Source organism: Pseudomonas sp. MF6767 (assembly GCF_016405475.1).
In the GTDB taxonomy this organism is placed as follows: Bacteria; Pseudomonadota; Gammaproteobacteria; order Pseudomonadales; family Pseudomonadaceae; genus Aquipseudomonas; species Aquipseudomonas paracarnis.
This window is the reverse complement of the sequence record NZ_JAEKCY010000002.1, coordinates 475,590-488,848: the sequence shown is the minus strand read 5'-3', so window position 1 is coordinate 488,848 and position 13,259 is coordinate 475,590. Positions and strand designations below refer to the sequence as shown.

Genomic DNA, 13,259 nt, shown 5'->3' with positions numbered 1-13,259 from the left:
AACAACAATCGGAGATCGACCCCATGAGCCAGGAACTGCGGCTTATTCGGCGCATCACGCTGAAACTGATTCCCTTCCTGATCCTGCTGTACCTGATCGCCTACGTGGACCGTTCCGCCGTGGGCTTCGCCAAGCTGCACATGGGCGCTGACGTGGGCATCGGTGACGCCGCGTATGGCCTCGGTGCCGGGTTGTTCTTCATTGGCTATTTCCTGTTTGAAATTCCCAGCAACCTGATGCTCGACCGCTTCGGCGCGCGGCGCTGGTTTGCGCGCATCATGATCACCTGGGGCGCCATCACCATCGGCATGGCCTTCGTGCAGGGGCCGCACAGCTTCTATGTGATGCGCTTTCTGCTGGGCGCGGCGGAGGCGGGCTTCTTTCCCGGCGTGCTGTACTACATCACCCAGTGGTTCCCGGTGCGCCATCGCGGCAAGATCCTCGGGCTGTTCATCCTCTCCCAACCTATTGCAATGATGATCACCGGCCCGGTGTCCGGCGGTTTGCTCGGCATGGACGGCATCCTTGGCCTGCATGGCTGGCAGTGGCTGTTCATCGTGATCGGCACCCCGGCGATCCTGCTGACCTGGCCGGTGCTGCGTTACCTGCCGGACGGCCCCCAGAAGGTCAACTGGATGAGCGAGGAAGAAAAAGCCTGGCTCACCGGCGAGCTGCACAAAGACCTGCAAGCCTACGGCCAGACGCGCCATGGCAACCCCTTGCATGCGCTCAAGGACAAGCGCGTGTTGCTGCTGGCGCTGTTCTACCTGCCGGTGACCCTGAGTATCTACGGCCTCGGCTTGTGGCTGCCGACCCTGATCAAGCAGTTTGGCGGCAGCGACCTCACAACCGGTTTCATCTCCGCCGTGCCCTATATCTTCGGCATCATCGGCCTGTTGATCATCCCGCGCAGTTCCGACCGCTTGAACGACCGTTACGGCCATCTCGCCGTGCTCTATGTACTGGGCGCCATCGGCCTGTTCTGCAGCGCCTGGCTCACGGTGCCAGTGCTGCAAATGGCCGCGCTGTGCCTGGCGGCGTTTGCCATGTTTTCCTGCACCGCCGTGTTCTGGACGCTGCCGGGGCGCTTCTTTGCCGGCGCCAGTGCGGCGGCCGGTATTGCCTTGATCAACTCGGTGGGCAACCTCGGCGGCTATATCGGCCCGTTCGTGATCGGTGCGCTCAAGGAGTACACCGGCAACCTGGCCTCAGGCTTGTATTTCTTATCCGGTGTGATGGTGTTCGGCTTGCTGCTGACCCTCGTGGTCTACCGCTTGCTGGAACGCAAGCACGTGCTGCCCGTCGACCAATTCGCCGCCAGCGCCCGTGGCGCCACACGTACTTAAATCCAGGAGAACCTGCATGCGTTTAGTTCAGTTCGAGTTGAGCAACGGTGAGCGCCGCGTCGGCGTGGTAGAAGGCAACCATGTACGCGAAGTGCGCGGCGCCCACAGCGTGCGTGAACTCGCGCTGGCCGCCATCAATGCCGGCGGCAAGTTGCAGCAACAGGTAGAAGCCCTCGGCCTGGGCGCCAACCATGATTACGCCGCCTTGTTGGCTGAACACAAAATCCTGCCGCCGCTGGACCACCCGGACCCGGCCCATATGCTGATCAGCGGCACTGGCCTCACCCACCTGGGCAGTGCCTCGGCCCGCGACAAGATGCACCAGCAGGCCGGCGACGACAGCGCGATGACCGACACCATGCGCATCTTCAAATGGGGCGTGGAGGGCGGCAAACCAGGCGCTGGCCAGGCCGGTGTGCAACCGGAGTGGTTCTACAAAGGCGATGGCAGCATCGTCGTGCGCCCGGGCCAGGCCTTCCCGGTGCCGCCGTTCGCCGAAGACGCCGGCGAAGAGCCGGAAATCGGCGGCCTCTATGTGATCGGCCATGACCGTAAACCCTATCGCCTAGGCTTTGCGGTGGGCAACGAGTTCTCCGACCATGTGATGGAGCGCAAGAACTACCTGTACCTGGCCCATTCCAAGCTGCGCAGTTGCAGCTATGGCCCGGAGCTGCGCGTGGGCGAGCTGCCCCAGCACTTGGCGGGCACCAGCCGCATCCTGCGCAACGGCGAAGTCATCTGGCAGAACGAATTCCTCAGCGGCGAGGCCAATATGTGCCACAGCCTGGAAAACCTCGAATACCACCACTTCAAATACAGCCAGTTCCTCAAGCCGGGTGACGTGCACATTCACTTCTTCGGCACCGCCACCTTGTCATTCGCCGACGGTATACGTACCCAGCCGGGCGATGTGTTCGAGATCAGCCAGGCTGAATTCGGCGCGCCGTTGATCAACGGTATCGGCAGCAGCGATGCGGCATTTGAACCCGGCCAAGTCACCCCCCTTTAAGGAGATCAACATGACCCAGTTCCTCGGCCACAACTACATCGGCGGCCAGCGCAGCGCCAACGGCAGCATCAAGCTGCAAAGCATCGATGCCGTCACCGGCGAAGCCTTGCCCCAGGATTTCTACCAGGCCACCGCCCAGGAAGTGGATGCCGCCGCCCAGGCCGCGGCCCAGGCTTACCCGGCCTATCGTGCCTTGAGCGCCGCGCGGCGTGCGCAGTTCCTGGATGCGGTGGCCGATGAGCTGGACGCCTTGGGCGATGATTTCGTCGAACTGGTCTGCCGCGAAACCGCCTTGCCGGCCGCACGCATCAAAGGCGAACGCGGGCGCACCAGCGGCCAGATGCGTTTGTTCGCCACCGTGCTGCGCCGTGGTGACTTCTACGGCGCGCGTATCGACAAGGCCCTGCCAGAGCGCCAGCCGCTGCCGCGCCCGGACCTGCGCCAATACCGTATCGGCCTCGGCCCGGTGGCGGTGTTCGGCGCCAGCAACTTCCCCCTGGCATTTTCCACGGCTGGCGGCGACACCGCTGCCGCGCTGGCCGCCGGCTGCCCGGTGGTGTTCAAGGCCCACAGTGGGCACATGGCGACCGCCGAGCGCGTGGCCGATGCGATCATTCGTGCTGCCGAGGCCACCGAGATGCCGGCTGGCGTGTTCAATATGATCTTTGGCGGCGGCGTCGGTGAGGCGCTGGTCAAGCATCCGGCGATCCAGGCGGTAGGCTTTACCGGCTCGCTCAAAGGCGGCCGCGCCCTCTGCGACATGGCCGCGGCGCGCCCGCAACCGATCCCGGTATTTGCCGAGATGTCGAGCATCAACCCCGTGATCGTGCTGCCCCAGGCGCTGCAAGCCCGCGCTGAAAGCATTGCCCGTGACCTGACCGCGTCGGTGGTACAAGGCTGCGGCCAGTTCTGCACCAACCCAGGCCTGGTGATCGGTATCGCCTCGCCTGCGTTCACCGCGTTCACTCAGCAGGTCGCGCAATTGATCGGCGAGCAACCGGCGCAAACCATGTTGAATGCCGGCACCCTGGGCAGCTACGGCAAGGGCCTGGAAAAACTCCGGTCTCACCCGGGCATCCAGCATCTGGCGGGCAGCGCGCAGTCGGGCAACCAGGCGCAACCGCAACTGTTCAAGGCGGATGTACGTCTGTTGATTGACGGCGATGAAGTGCTCCAGGAAGAAGTCTTCGGCCCCACCACGGTGTTCGTCGAAGTGGCCGATCAGGCCCAACTCAGCGCCGCCCTGCAGGGGCTGCACGGGCAATTGACCGCCACGCTAATCGGCGAACCGACCGACCTGCACCAGTTCGCCGAACTCACGCCCCTGCTGGAACAGAAAGTCGGGCGCATCCTGCTCAACGGTTACCCCACTGGCGTGGAGGTGTGCGATTCCATGGTTCACGGCGGGCCGTATCCGGCGACTTCCGACGCCCGTGGCACCTCGGTCGGCACTTTGGCTATCGACCGTTTCCTGCGCCCGGTGTGCTTCCAGAACTACCCTGATAGCCTGCTGCCCGACGCGTTGAAAAACGCCAACCCTTTGCGTATTCAGCGCCTGGTAAATGGCACGCCATCGCGCGAATCGCTGTAACTGATCAGGAGGCTTCATGTCGTTGAGCGCAGTCACCCCGCACCGTGCCCGGTTGGGCGAAGGGCCGTTCTGGGATGTACCGACCCAGGCCCTGTATTGGGTGGATATCGCCGCCCGCCAGGCGCTGCGTCTGATGGGGGGGCAGTTGCAGGTGTGGCAATTGCCTGAGCACGTCTCGGCGTTCATCCCCTGTCAAAGCGGTGATGCGCTGGTGACCTTGAGCAGCGGTGTGTATCGCCTGGACCTGGCCACCGAAGCCTTGACCCTGCTGTGCGTAGCCGACCCGCAAACGGGCAACCGCGGCAATGAAGCACGCTGCGATGCCCAGGGCCGGCTGTGGTTGGGCACCATGCAGAACAACATAGGCGAGCAGGGCGAAGACCTGCCGATTACCCGGCGCTCCGGTGGCTTGTTTCGCATCGATGCCGATGCGCGGGTCACGCCGTTGTTGGCGGGCCTGGGCATTCCCAACACCTTGCTTTGGAACGAGGCGGGCAGCCAGGTGCATTTCGGCGACAGCATGGACGGTACGCTCTATCAGCATTCGATCCAGGCTGACGGCCAACTCGGCGCCGCCCAGGCCTGGTTCGGGCCGCACACACGCGGCGGGCCGGATGGCTCGGCCATGGACGCCGAAGGCTACATCTGGAACGCGCGCTGGGATGGCAGTTGCCTGCTGCGGCTAACGCCTTCAGGTGAGGTGGATCGCATCATCGAACTACCGGTCAGCCGTCCCACCAGTTGCGTGTTCGGTGGGCCCGAGCTCACCACGCTGTACATCACCAGCGCGGCGAGTCCCTTGGATCACCCCCTTGATGGTGCGGTATTGGCCATTGAGGTCGACGTGCCAGGCAAGCCCTGTCACCGCTTCGCCGGATAAACCAAACGCGCTGTTGTGGCGAGGGAGCTTGCTCCCGTTCGACAGCGCAGCTGGAGCCGGCTTTTTTTGGGGGGCGCTGCGCACCCCAGCGGGAGCAAGCTCCCTCGCCACAACAGTACCCGTACACAAAACGAACATTGAAAAAAAACAACAACAAGGAGTCACCCCTATGAATCGTCGTCGTGGTTTGCGTTCCCTGTGCTGCGCCGCTGTGGCGGTCTCGGCCATGAGCTTGAGCGGCCTGTTGCTGGCCGCTGAAGAAGTGAAAATCGGTTTCTTGGTCAAGCAGGCCGAAGAGCCCTGGTTCCAGACGGAGTGGGCGTTTGCGGAAAAAGCCGCCCAGGACAAAGGCTTCAAACTCATCAAGATCGCGGTGCCGGACGGCGAGAAAACCCTCTCGGCCATCGACAGCCTGGCCGCCAACGGCGCCAAAGGCTTCGTGATCTGCCCGCCGGACGTGTCCCTGGGCCCGGCTATCGTTGCCAAGGCCAAGGTCAACGGTATGAAAGTGATGGCCGTGGATGATCGCTTTGTCGATGCCAAGGGCAACTTCATGGAAGACGTGCCGTACCTGGGCATGGCCGCGTTTGAGGTAGGCCAGAAGCAGGGCGCCGCCATGGCCGCCGAAGCGAAAAAACGTGGTTGGGACTGGAAGGACACCTACGCGGTGATCAACACCTTCAACGAGCTCGACACCGGCAAGAAGCGCACCGACGGCTCGATCAAGTCGCTGGAAGAGGCTGGCATTCCTAAAGATCACATCCTCACCGCCCCGCTGAAAACCCTCGACGTGCCAGGCAGCATGGACGCCACCAACTCGGCACTGGTCAAGCTGCCGGGTAGCGCGAAGAACCTGATCATCGGCGGCATGAACGACAACACCGTGCTCGGCGGCGTGCGCGCCACCGAAAGTGCCGGTTTCGCCGCAGCCAATGTGATTGGTATCGGCATCAATGGCACCGACGCCATCGGCGAATTGAAGAAAGCCAACAGCGGCTTCTTCGGCTCGATGCTGCCCAGCCCGCACATTGAAGGCTACAAAACCGCTGAGATGATGTACGAGTGGGTTACCCAGGGCACCGAGCCGCCGAAATACACGGCCATGGACGAAGTGACGCTGATTACCCGTGAAAACTTCCAGGCGGAACTGACCAAGATCGGGCTGTGGAAATGACCGCTGCGGCCCTGCGGTTTGAAGGCATCGGCAAGACCTTTCCCGGGGTCAAGGCGCTGGATGGCATTTGCTTCACCGCCCACCCGGGGCAGGTGCACGCGCTGATGGGTGAGAACGGCGCAGGCAAGTCGACCCTGCTGAAAATCCTCGGCGGCGCCTACATTCCGTCCAGCGGTACGGTGCAGATCGGCGCGCAGACCATGGCTTTCAAGTGCGCTGCCGACAGCATCGCCAGCGGTGTGGCGGTGATTCACCAGGAGCTACATCTGGTGCCGGAAATGAGCGTGGCCGAGAACCTGTTCCTCGGGCATTTGCCCACGCGCTTTGGCGTGGTCAACCGGAGCCTGCTGCGCAAGCAGGCCCTGGCCTGCCTCAAGGGCCTGGCCGATGAAATCGACCCCGACGAGAAACTCGGGCGCCTGTCCCTGGGCCAGCGCCAATTGGTGGAAATCGCCAAGGCGCTGTCCCGTGGCGCCCATGTGATCGCCTTTGACGAGCCGACCAGTAGCCTCTCGGCGCGGGAAATCGACCGCTTGATGGCCATCATCACGCGCCTGCGCGAGGAGGGCAAAGTAGTGCTCTACGTGTCGCACCGTATGGAAGAAGTGTTCCGTATCTGCGACGCAGTGACGGTCTTCAAGGACGGTCGCTACGTGCGTACGTTCGAGGACATGAACACGCTGACCCACGATCAACTGGTGACCTGCATGGTCGGTCGCGATATCCAGGATATCTACGATTACCGACCGCGTGAGCAGGGCGAAGTGGCGCTCAAGGTAGACGGCTTGCTCGGTCCTGGCCTGCGTGAACCGATCAGCTTTGAGGTGCGCAAGGGCGAGATCCTGGGCCTGTTCGGGCTGGTGGGCGCGGGGCGTACCGAGCTGTTTCGCCTGCTCAGTGGGTTGGAGCGCGCCAGTGCCGGCAGCCTGGAACTGTGCGGGCAAGCGCTGCAACTGCGCTCACCCCGGGACGCCATTGCCGCCGGGGTATTGCTGTGTCCGGAGGATCGCAAGAAAGAGGGCATCATCCCGCTGGGCAGCGTCGCTGAGAACATCAACATCAGCGCCCGTGGCGCCCATTCCACCTTTGGCTGGCTGTTGCGCGAAGGCTGGGAGAAAGGTAACGCCGACCGACAGATCCAGGCGATGCGGGTCAAAACGCCGAACGCGGCGCAGAAGATCCTGTACCTGTCCGGTGGCAACCAACAGAAAGCCATCCTTGGCCGCTGGTTGTCGATGCCGATGAAGGTCCTGCTGCTGGACGAGCCTACCCGGGGTATCGACATCGGCGCCAAGTCGGAGATCTACCAGATCATCCATAACCTGGCGGCCAGCGGTATAGCGGTGATCGTGGTGTCCAGCGACCTGATGGAAGTGATGGGCATCTCCGACCGCATCTTGGTGCTGTGCGAAGGCGCCCTGCGCGGCGAACAACTGCGCGAGCACGCGACTGAATCCAACCTGCTGCAACTGGCCTTGCCACGCGGCCTGGCGAACTGAGAGACGACCATGACTATCCAGAACAACGCGCTGCCCTCGGCACGCAAACCCCTCGATATGCGCGCATTGCTCGATAACTGGGCGATGCTCTTGGCGGCGGTGGGCATCTTCGTACTGTGCGCGCTGCTGATCGATAACTTCCTCTCTCCGCTCAACATGCGCGGCTTGGGCCTGGCGATTTCGACTGTCGGTATTGCCGCGTGCACCATGCTGTTCTGCCTGGCCTCGGGGCACTTCGACCTGTCGGTAGGCTCGGTGATCGCCTGCGCCGGGGTAGTTGCGGCGATTGTAATGCGCGATACCGACAGCGTGATGCTGGGCATTGGCGCAGCGCTGCTGATGGGCCTGATGGTGGGGTTGATCAATGGCATCGTGATCGCCAAGCTGCGGGTCAACGCCTTGATCACTACGCTGGCGACCATGCAGATCGTGCGCGGCCTGGCTTACATCTTTGCCGACGGCAAGGCGGTAGGCGTGTCCCAGGAGCAATTCTTCGTGTTCGGCAACGGCCAATTGTTGGGTGTGCCGGTGCCGATCCTGATCACCATTGTCTGCTTCCTGTTCTTCGGCTGGCTGCTCAACTACACCACCTATGGGCGCAACACCATGGCCATCGGCGGTAACCCGGAGGCGGCGCTGCTGGCGGGCGTGAACGTTGACCGCACCAAGATCCTGATATTTGCCGTGCACGGCCTGATTGGCGCGCTGGCGGGAGTGATCCTGGCTTCACGCATGACCTCCGGCCAGCCGATGATCGGCCAGGGCTTCGAGCTGACGGTGATCTCGGCCTGCGTGCTGGGTGGGGTGTCGCTGAGCGGCGGCATCGGCATGATCCGCCATGTGATTGCCGGGGTGTTGATTCTGGCGATCATCGAGAATGCGATGAACCTGAAGAACATCGATACCTTCTACCAGTATGTGATCCGTGGTTCGATCCTGCTATTGGCCGTGGTCATCGACCGCATGAAACAACGCTGAGCCCAGGCGCTGTGAAAAACCAATGTGGGAGCTGGCTTGCCTGCGATAGCGTTGGTTCAGGCAATAATTGTGTAGCCTGTGCCACCGCTATCGCAGGCAAGCCAGCTCCCACAATTTAATCAGCGGTGAACTTGAAAATAGTGTGTTGGGTGTAAGTCTGCCCAGGATTCAAGCGGGTCGAGGCAAAACTCGGTTGGTTAGGCGCATCCGGAAAATGCTGAGTCTCCAAAGTAAACCCACTCCAATGCTGATAGGTCTTGCCGCCTTTGCCCTTCACCGAACCGTCGAGGAAGTTGCTGGTATAAAACTGTACGCCGGGCTCTGTGGTGTAGAGCTGCAAACGCCGTCCTGATTCAGGATCATGCACCTCGGCGGCCAACTGCTTGACGTCCCCTTTGGTATCCAGCGCCCAGTTGAAGTCGAAGCCACCTTGCTTGGGCTCGGCGAATTTAAGCTGCGGATGGTCTGCCTTGATGTGCTGGCCGATGGGTGTGGGCTTCAGGAAGTCCATTGGCGTGCCCTTGACCGGCGCCAGTTCGCCGGTGGGAATCAAGGTGGCATTCACCGGTGTGTAGTGGCTGGCGTGCAAGGTGGCGACCTGCTTGAGAATGTCGCCATTGCCCGCGCCGGCCAGGTTGAAGTAGCTGTGGTTGGTGAGGTTGAGCACCGTGGGCTTGTCGGTGGTGGCGGTGTAGTCGATGTGCAGTTCGTTGTTGTCGTTGAGGCGGTAGGTGACCTCGGTCTTCAAGTTGCCCGGAAAGCCCATTTCCCCGTCCTTGGACAGGTAGGTGAGGGTGACCCCCACCGAGTCTTTGTCCTTGACCGATTTGGCTTGCCACACCTGCTTGTCGAAGCCCTGGGCGCCGCCATGCAATGAGTTGGGGCCGTCGTTGAGCGGCACCTGGTAGCGTTTGCCGTCGAGTTCGAAGGCGCCGCCGGCCAGGCGATTGCCGAAGCGGCCGATGGTGGCGCCAAAAAACGCGGTACCGCCTTGATAGCCTTGCACGTCGTCGAAGCCCAGCACCACGTCGTCGAGCTTGCCGTGTTTGTCCGGCACCTTGAGCGACTGCAGCACACCGCCGTAAGTGATCACCGTGGCTTGCATGCCGTGGCTGTTGCGCAACACGTATTGTTCGACGGCGGTGCCATCGTTGGTTTTACCGAAGGGTTTGTGTTCGCTGCTAAGGCCGGCTGCGTGCGCGCCGCCGCTGGCGATCAGCATAGACAGCGCGAGGCCGGACAGCAGGTATCGAGGGTGCTTCATGGTCGAACTTCCTTTTGTTGTTTTGCTGGAATAGTTCTACTAATTTGAGATATTTTGTCGATATGACAGCAGATTTATAGCCTTTAACGCCGTTCTTGCAAAATAAAATAAGACTAATTAAGCGGAGCACTGATTGTTATGACTACCCAGCAAGCGATTTATCCCGACCTCAAGGACAAAACCGTGCTGGTTTCCGGCGGGGCTTCGGGGATTGGCGAGTTCATGGTGCGGGCCTTCGCCGCGCAGGGTGCCAAGGTGGCGTTTGTGGACCGTGCACAGAGCCAGGGTGAACGCCTGGCGGCGCTGCTGAACTCCAAAGGGCACAGTGTCGAGTTCGAGTGCTGCGATATCACCGACGAGATCGGCTACCGTGCGGCGATCGGGCGTTTCGAGCACTCCCTGGGGCCGATCACGGTACTGGTCAACAATGCGGCGAACGATGTGCGCCACAGCCTGGAAGAAATCGACTCGCACATGTTCGACCAACTGATTGCGGTCAACCTCAAGCACGCCTTCTTTGCCGCCAAGGCGGTGGTGCCCATGATGAAGGAGGCCGGTAGCGGCTCGATCATCAACCTGGGCTCGGTGGGCTGGATGATGGCCTCGGCCGGCTACCCCGTATACGCCGCCAGCAAGGCTGCCGCTCACGGCATGACCCGAGCCCTGGCGCGTGAACTGGGGCCCAACCATATCCGCGTCAACACCTTGGTGCCGGGTTGGGTGATGACCGAAAAACAACTGACCATGTGGGTCGACGACGCCGCCAAGGAGCTCATCGCCCGCAGTCAGTGCCTGCCCGGCAGCGTGATGCCGGAACACATCGCCAACATGGCGCTGTTTTTGGCCTCGGATGCCTCGGCGATGTGCTCGGCGCAGAACTTTATCGTCGACGGCGGGTGGGTGTAGCGACGCGAACAGGGCTCTTGGTAAGGGTAACGCTTGAACGCCGGGTGCTGCCCCAGGCGTTCAGCATGGCGCTTGAGGTTGGGGCGCTTGTACAACGGCCTCGCGTAGCCGCCGATACGCCTCCACCAGTTGCTCAAGGCTGAACGCCAGGTTGCGCCCGCTGGGGTTGGGCAGCACCCATACCGAAGCGTCGCCCAGTAGCTGCGCTTGCAAACCCCAGGCGACCTCGCGCTGGCCGGTCAGTGCGCTATAGCCGGGCTTGCCGAGGAACGCGACGAAACGCGGGGCATGGCGGCGAACTTTATGTTCGAGCGCCGCAGCCGCGTCCTGGAACTCATGCCGCGCCAACTCGCCTGCACTGGCCGTTGGCCGTGCCACCAAAGTGGTCAATCCGCAACCGTAGTGCAGCAAGGTGGCGCCGTCTTGCGGGCGAATTTCATTGGGCGTGAAACCGGCCAGGTGCACGGTGCGCCAGAAACGATTGCTGCGATTGGCAAAATGCAGGCCGAGGGCTGCCGAGCCCTTGCCAGGGTTGATGCCGCAGAACAGTACGTGCAAGTGGTCGGCGAGGAGGTCGTCGAGTCGATCATTCATGCCGGATCTTCCATGCTGATAGGTGTGACGAATCATCGACCTTTGGTTTAGTCTGGAGCGCTTAGTTGATCGCAAGCGCCTCTGGAGCATTGATTATGACCGAGTACGTACCTGCCAAAGTCTGGACCTGGGACACCGAAAGCGGCGGCACCTTCGCCAGCATCAACCGGCCCATCGCCGGCGCCACTCACGAAAAGCCGCTGCCGGTGGGCAAGCACCCGCTGCAGTTATACTCCCTGGCCACGCCCAATGGGCAGAAGGTCACGATCCTGCTGGAAGAGCTGCTGGCCCTGGGGCACAGCGGCGCCGAATACGACGCCTGGCTGATCAAGATCGGCGACGGCGACCAGTTCGGCAGTGGCTTTGTGGCGGTGAACCCGAACTCGAAGATTCCTGCGCTGATGGACCACAGCGGCGCCATACCGATTCGCGTGTTCGAATCAGGCGCGATTTTGCAGTACCTGGCCGAGAAGTTTGGTGCGTTACTGCCCACGGAGCCCGTCGCACGGGCTGAATGCCTGTCGTGGCTGTTCTGGCAGATGGGCAGCGCGCCTTACCTGGGGGGCGGCTTTGGGCATTTCTATGCCTATGCGCCGAGCAAGATGGAATACCCGATCAACCGCTTCGCCATGGAGACCAAGCGCCAACTGGATGTGCTGGATAAGCGCCTGGCGGTCAGCCAATACATCGCCGGGGATGAATACACCATTGCCGATATCGCCATATGGCCTTGGTATGGTGGGTTGGTCAAAGGCCGTTTGTATGGTGCGGCAGAGTTTTTGTCGGTGCATGAATACAAGCATGTGATGCGCTGGGCGGATGCGATTGATGCGCGGCCGGCGGTGCAGCGTGGGCGGCGGGTGAACCGGGTGTCGGGGGATGATCAGTTGCCCGAGCGCCATGATGCAAGTGACCTGGATTGATACGATAACCACGTGGCGAGGGAGCTTGCTCCCGCTGGGGCGCGAAGCGGCCCCGCTCTTTGTTTAAAAAGGCTGGGACTGCTACGCAGTCCAGCGGGAGCAAGCTCCCTCGCCACAGTTGCCGCTTCTGCCTTCGATAGTATCCAGCTGATTGTTCGAGTTATTTGTAGCGCTGCTCAAACACCCCCACCTGCTCAGGCGTGATCAGCTCGAAAGGCACCCACACCTGCGCGTCAACTTGCTCGCCCTTGATCATCCGCACCGCCGCTTGTACGGCCTGGGCAGCCTGGGCCTTGGGGTCCTGGAACACTGAGCCCGCCAGCAGCCCGCGCTTGATCGCTGCCAGGCCATCGGGCAAGCCGTCGATGCCGACAATCGCAATCTCGCCCTTGGCCTTGCCCGCTTGCTGCAAGGCCATGGCCGCGCCAATCGCCATTTCATCGTTGTTGGCGACAATGGCATTGAACGGGGTGCCGGCCAGCAACCAGTTGCTGGTCAGGTCCATCCCCTTGCTGCGCTGCCATTCGGCGCTTTGTTGCTCGACGATCTTGATCCCAGGAAAGTCCTTGAGCACCTGTTTGACCCCCTCGGTGCGGGCATGGGTGGCGTTCTGCGCAAGGTCGCCCATGACGATCGCCACGTTGCCTTTGCCACCCAGTTTTTGGGCGAGGTAACGCATCTGCAATTGCCCCGCTTCGATGTCGTTGGAGGCCACGGTGACCACGCCCTCAGGCAGCGCACGCTCATCCGGGTGGCGGTTGACGTACACCAGCGGCGTCTTCGCCGTCACGGCTGCGCGGGTGATGTTGGCGGTGGCGGCGGTGTCGACCGGCAGCACGATCACCGCATCGACTTTCTGGTTGAGAAAGCCTTCGACCTGATTGAGCTGGCGCACTACATCGCCCTGGGCGTCTTCGAATTGGATCTGCACGTCCTGGTGTTTCGCTGCCGCCTCCAGGCCGGTGCGCACATAGGTCATGAAGTTATCGTCCACCCGGGCAATGCTCACGCCGATGCGATAGGCAGCGAAGGTCCACTGGCTGAACACCAACAACAGCGCGGCCACTAGTAATGAATAACGGTGCATGAGGCTGT

The 13,259-nt window shown here is 62.0% G+C and carries 12 protein-coding genes; 9 read left to right on the top strand and 3 right to left on the bottom strand.

Going from position 1 to position 13,259, the window contains the following annotated elements:
- The first annotated feature begins 23 nt into the window (after positions 1-23).
- The 7 genes from JFT58_RS05330 (at position 24) to araH (ending at position 8,477) form a co-directional block, all read left to right on the top strand.
- Entirely contained in the window at positions 24-1,346 is a 1,323-nt protein-coding gene (locus JFT58_RS05330; RefSeq protein ID WP_003190554.1) for an MFS transporter, read from the top strand.
- Positions 1,347-1,362: 16 nt separating this feature from the next.
- Positions 1,363-2,355: an AraD1 family protein gene (gene araD1, locus JFT58_RS05325; RefSeq protein WP_054895666.1), complete on the top strand. Its 993-nt coding sequence runs from the start codon at positions 1,363-1,365 to the stop codon at positions 2,353-2,355.
- A 10-nt stretch (positions 2,356-2,365) separates the two neighbouring features.
- Positions 2,366-3,946 carry an aldehyde dehydrogenase (NADP(+)) gene (locus JFT58_RS05320; protein ID WP_054895665.1) on the top strand — a complete coding sequence of 527 codons (1,581 nt, stop codon included), beginning with the start codon at positions 2,366-2,368 and terminating at the stop codon, positions 3,944-3,946.
- A gap of 16 nt (positions 3,947-3,962) precedes the next feature.
- Positions 3,963-4,826 (top strand): SMP-30/gluconolactonase/LRE family protein, encoded by an 864-nt coding sequence (locus JFT58_RS05315; RefSeq protein WP_054895664.1) that lies wholly within the window; start codon positions 3,963-3,965, stop codon positions 4,824-4,826.
- A 169-nt stretch (positions 4,827-4,995) separates the two neighbouring features.
- Complete coding sequence (locus tag JFT58_RS05310) at positions 4,996-6,000, top strand: substrate-binding domain-containing protein (RefSeq protein ID WP_054898570.1); 1,005 nt, start codon at positions 4,996-4,998, stop codon at positions 5,998-6,000.
- Positions 5,997-7,499, top strand: a complete 1,503-nt coding sequence (gene araG, locus JFT58_RS05305; protein ID WP_054898569.1) for an L-arabinose ABC transporter ATP-binding protein AraG — start codon at positions 5,997-5,999, stop codon at positions 7,497-7,499. Before JFT58_RS05310 ends, araG begins: the two co-directional genes overlap by 4 nt.
- Positions 7,500-7,508: 9 nt before the next feature.
- Positions 7,509-8,477: an L-arabinose ABC transporter permease AraH gene (gene araH, locus JFT58_RS05300; protein WP_054898568.1), complete on the top strand. Its 969-nt coding sequence runs from the start codon at positions 7,509-7,511 to the stop codon at positions 8,475-8,477.
- 115 nt (positions 8,478-8,592) lie between these two features.
- Here araH and JFT58_RS05295 read toward each other — a convergent pair whose 3' ends face one another.
- A complete protein-coding gene (locus JFT58_RS05295) occupies positions 8,593-9,741 on the bottom strand; it encodes an aldose epimerase family protein (protein WP_054898567.1) in 1,149 nt (382 codons plus the stop codon).
- Positions 9,742-9,879: 138 nt separating this feature from the next.
- Here JFT58_RS05295 and JFT58_RS05290 point away from each other — a divergent pair, with 138 nt between their 5' ends.
- Positions 9,880-10,647 carry an SDR family NAD(P)-dependent oxidoreductase gene (locus JFT58_RS05290; protein ID WP_054898566.1) on the top strand — a complete coding sequence of 256 codons (768 nt, stop codon included), beginning with the start codon at positions 9,880-9,882 and terminating at the stop codon, positions 10,645-10,647.
- 60 nt (positions 10,648-10,707) lie between these two features.
- Here JFT58_RS05290 and mug read toward each other — a convergent pair whose 3' ends face one another.
- Positions 10,708-11,241 carry a G/U mismatch-specific DNA glycosylase gene (gene mug, locus JFT58_RS05285; protein ID WP_054898565.1) on the bottom strand — a complete coding sequence of 178 codons (534 nt, stop codon included), beginning with the start codon at positions 11,239-11,241 and terminating at the stop codon, positions 10,708-10,710.
- Between the two features lie 95 nt (positions 11,242-11,336).
- Here mug and yghU point away from each other — a divergent pair, with 95 nt between their 5' ends.
- Complete coding sequence (gene yghU, locus JFT58_RS05280; protein WP_054898564.1) at positions 11,337-12,164, top strand: glutathione-dependent disulfide-bond oxidoreductase; 828 nt, start codon at positions 11,337-11,339, stop codon at positions 12,162-12,164.
- A gap of 160 nt (positions 12,165-12,324) precedes the next feature.
- On the opposite strand, the gene JFT58_RS05275 is transcribed toward yghU, so the two are convergent.
- The gene (locus JFT58_RS05275) at positions 12,325-13,251 is read right to left on the bottom strand and encodes a sugar ABC transporter substrate-binding protein (protein WP_054898563.1); all 927 of its coding nucleotides are present in this window, start codon (positions 13,249-13,251) and stop codon (positions 12,325-12,327) included.
- Between the last annotated feature and the right edge of the window lie 8 nt (positions 13,252-13,259).

Excerpts from the sequence above, each read along its gene's own strand:
- mug (WP_054898565.1), bottom strand. The coding sequence starts at position 11,241 with ATGAATGATCGACTCGACGACCTCCTCGCCGACCACTTGCACGTACTG.
- JFT58_RS05315 (WP_054895664.1), top strand. The coding sequence starts at position 3,963 with ATGTCGTTGAGCGCAGTCACCCCGCACCGTGCCCGGTTGGGCGAAGGG.
- JFT58_RS05295 (WP_054898567.1), bottom strand. The coding sequence starts at position 9,741 with ATGAAGCACCCTCGATACCTGCTGTCCGGCCTCGCGCTGTCTATGCTG.
- araG (WP_054898569.1), top strand. The coding sequence starts at position 5,997 with ATGACCGCTGCGGCCCTGCGGTTTGAAGGCATCGGCAAGACCTTTCCC.
- JFT58_RS05310 (WP_054898570.1), top strand. The coding sequence starts at position 4,996 with ATGAATCGTCGTCGTGGTTTGCGTTCCCTGTGCTGCGCCGCTGTGGCG.
- JFT58_RS05330 (WP_003190554.1), top strand. The coding sequence starts at position 24 with ATGAGCCAGGAACTGCGGCTTATTCGGCGCATCACGCTGAAACTGATT.
- JFT58_RS05320 (WP_054895665.1), top strand. The coding sequence starts at position 2,366 with ATGACCCAGTTCCTCGGCCACAACTACATCGGCGGCCAGCGCAGCGCC.
- araH (WP_054898568.1), top strand. The coding sequence starts at position 7,509 with ATGACTATCCAGAACAACGCGCTGCCCTCGGCACGCAAACCCCTCGAT.
- JFT58_RS05290 (WP_054898566.1), top strand. The coding sequence starts at position 9,880 with ATGACTACCCAGCAAGCGATTTATCCCGACCTCAAGGACAAAACCGTG.
- yghU (WP_054898564.1), top strand. The coding sequence starts at position 11,337 with ATGACCGAGTACGTACCTGCCAAAGTCTGGACCTGGGACACCGAAAGC.
- JFT58_RS05275 (WP_054898563.1), bottom strand. The coding sequence starts at position 13,251 with ATGCACCGTTATTCATTACTAGTGGCCGCGCTGTTGTTGGTGTTCAGC.
- araD1 (WP_054895666.1), top strand. The coding sequence starts at position 1,363 with ATGCGTTTAGTTCAGTTCGAGTTGAGCAACGGTGAGCGCCGCGTCGGC.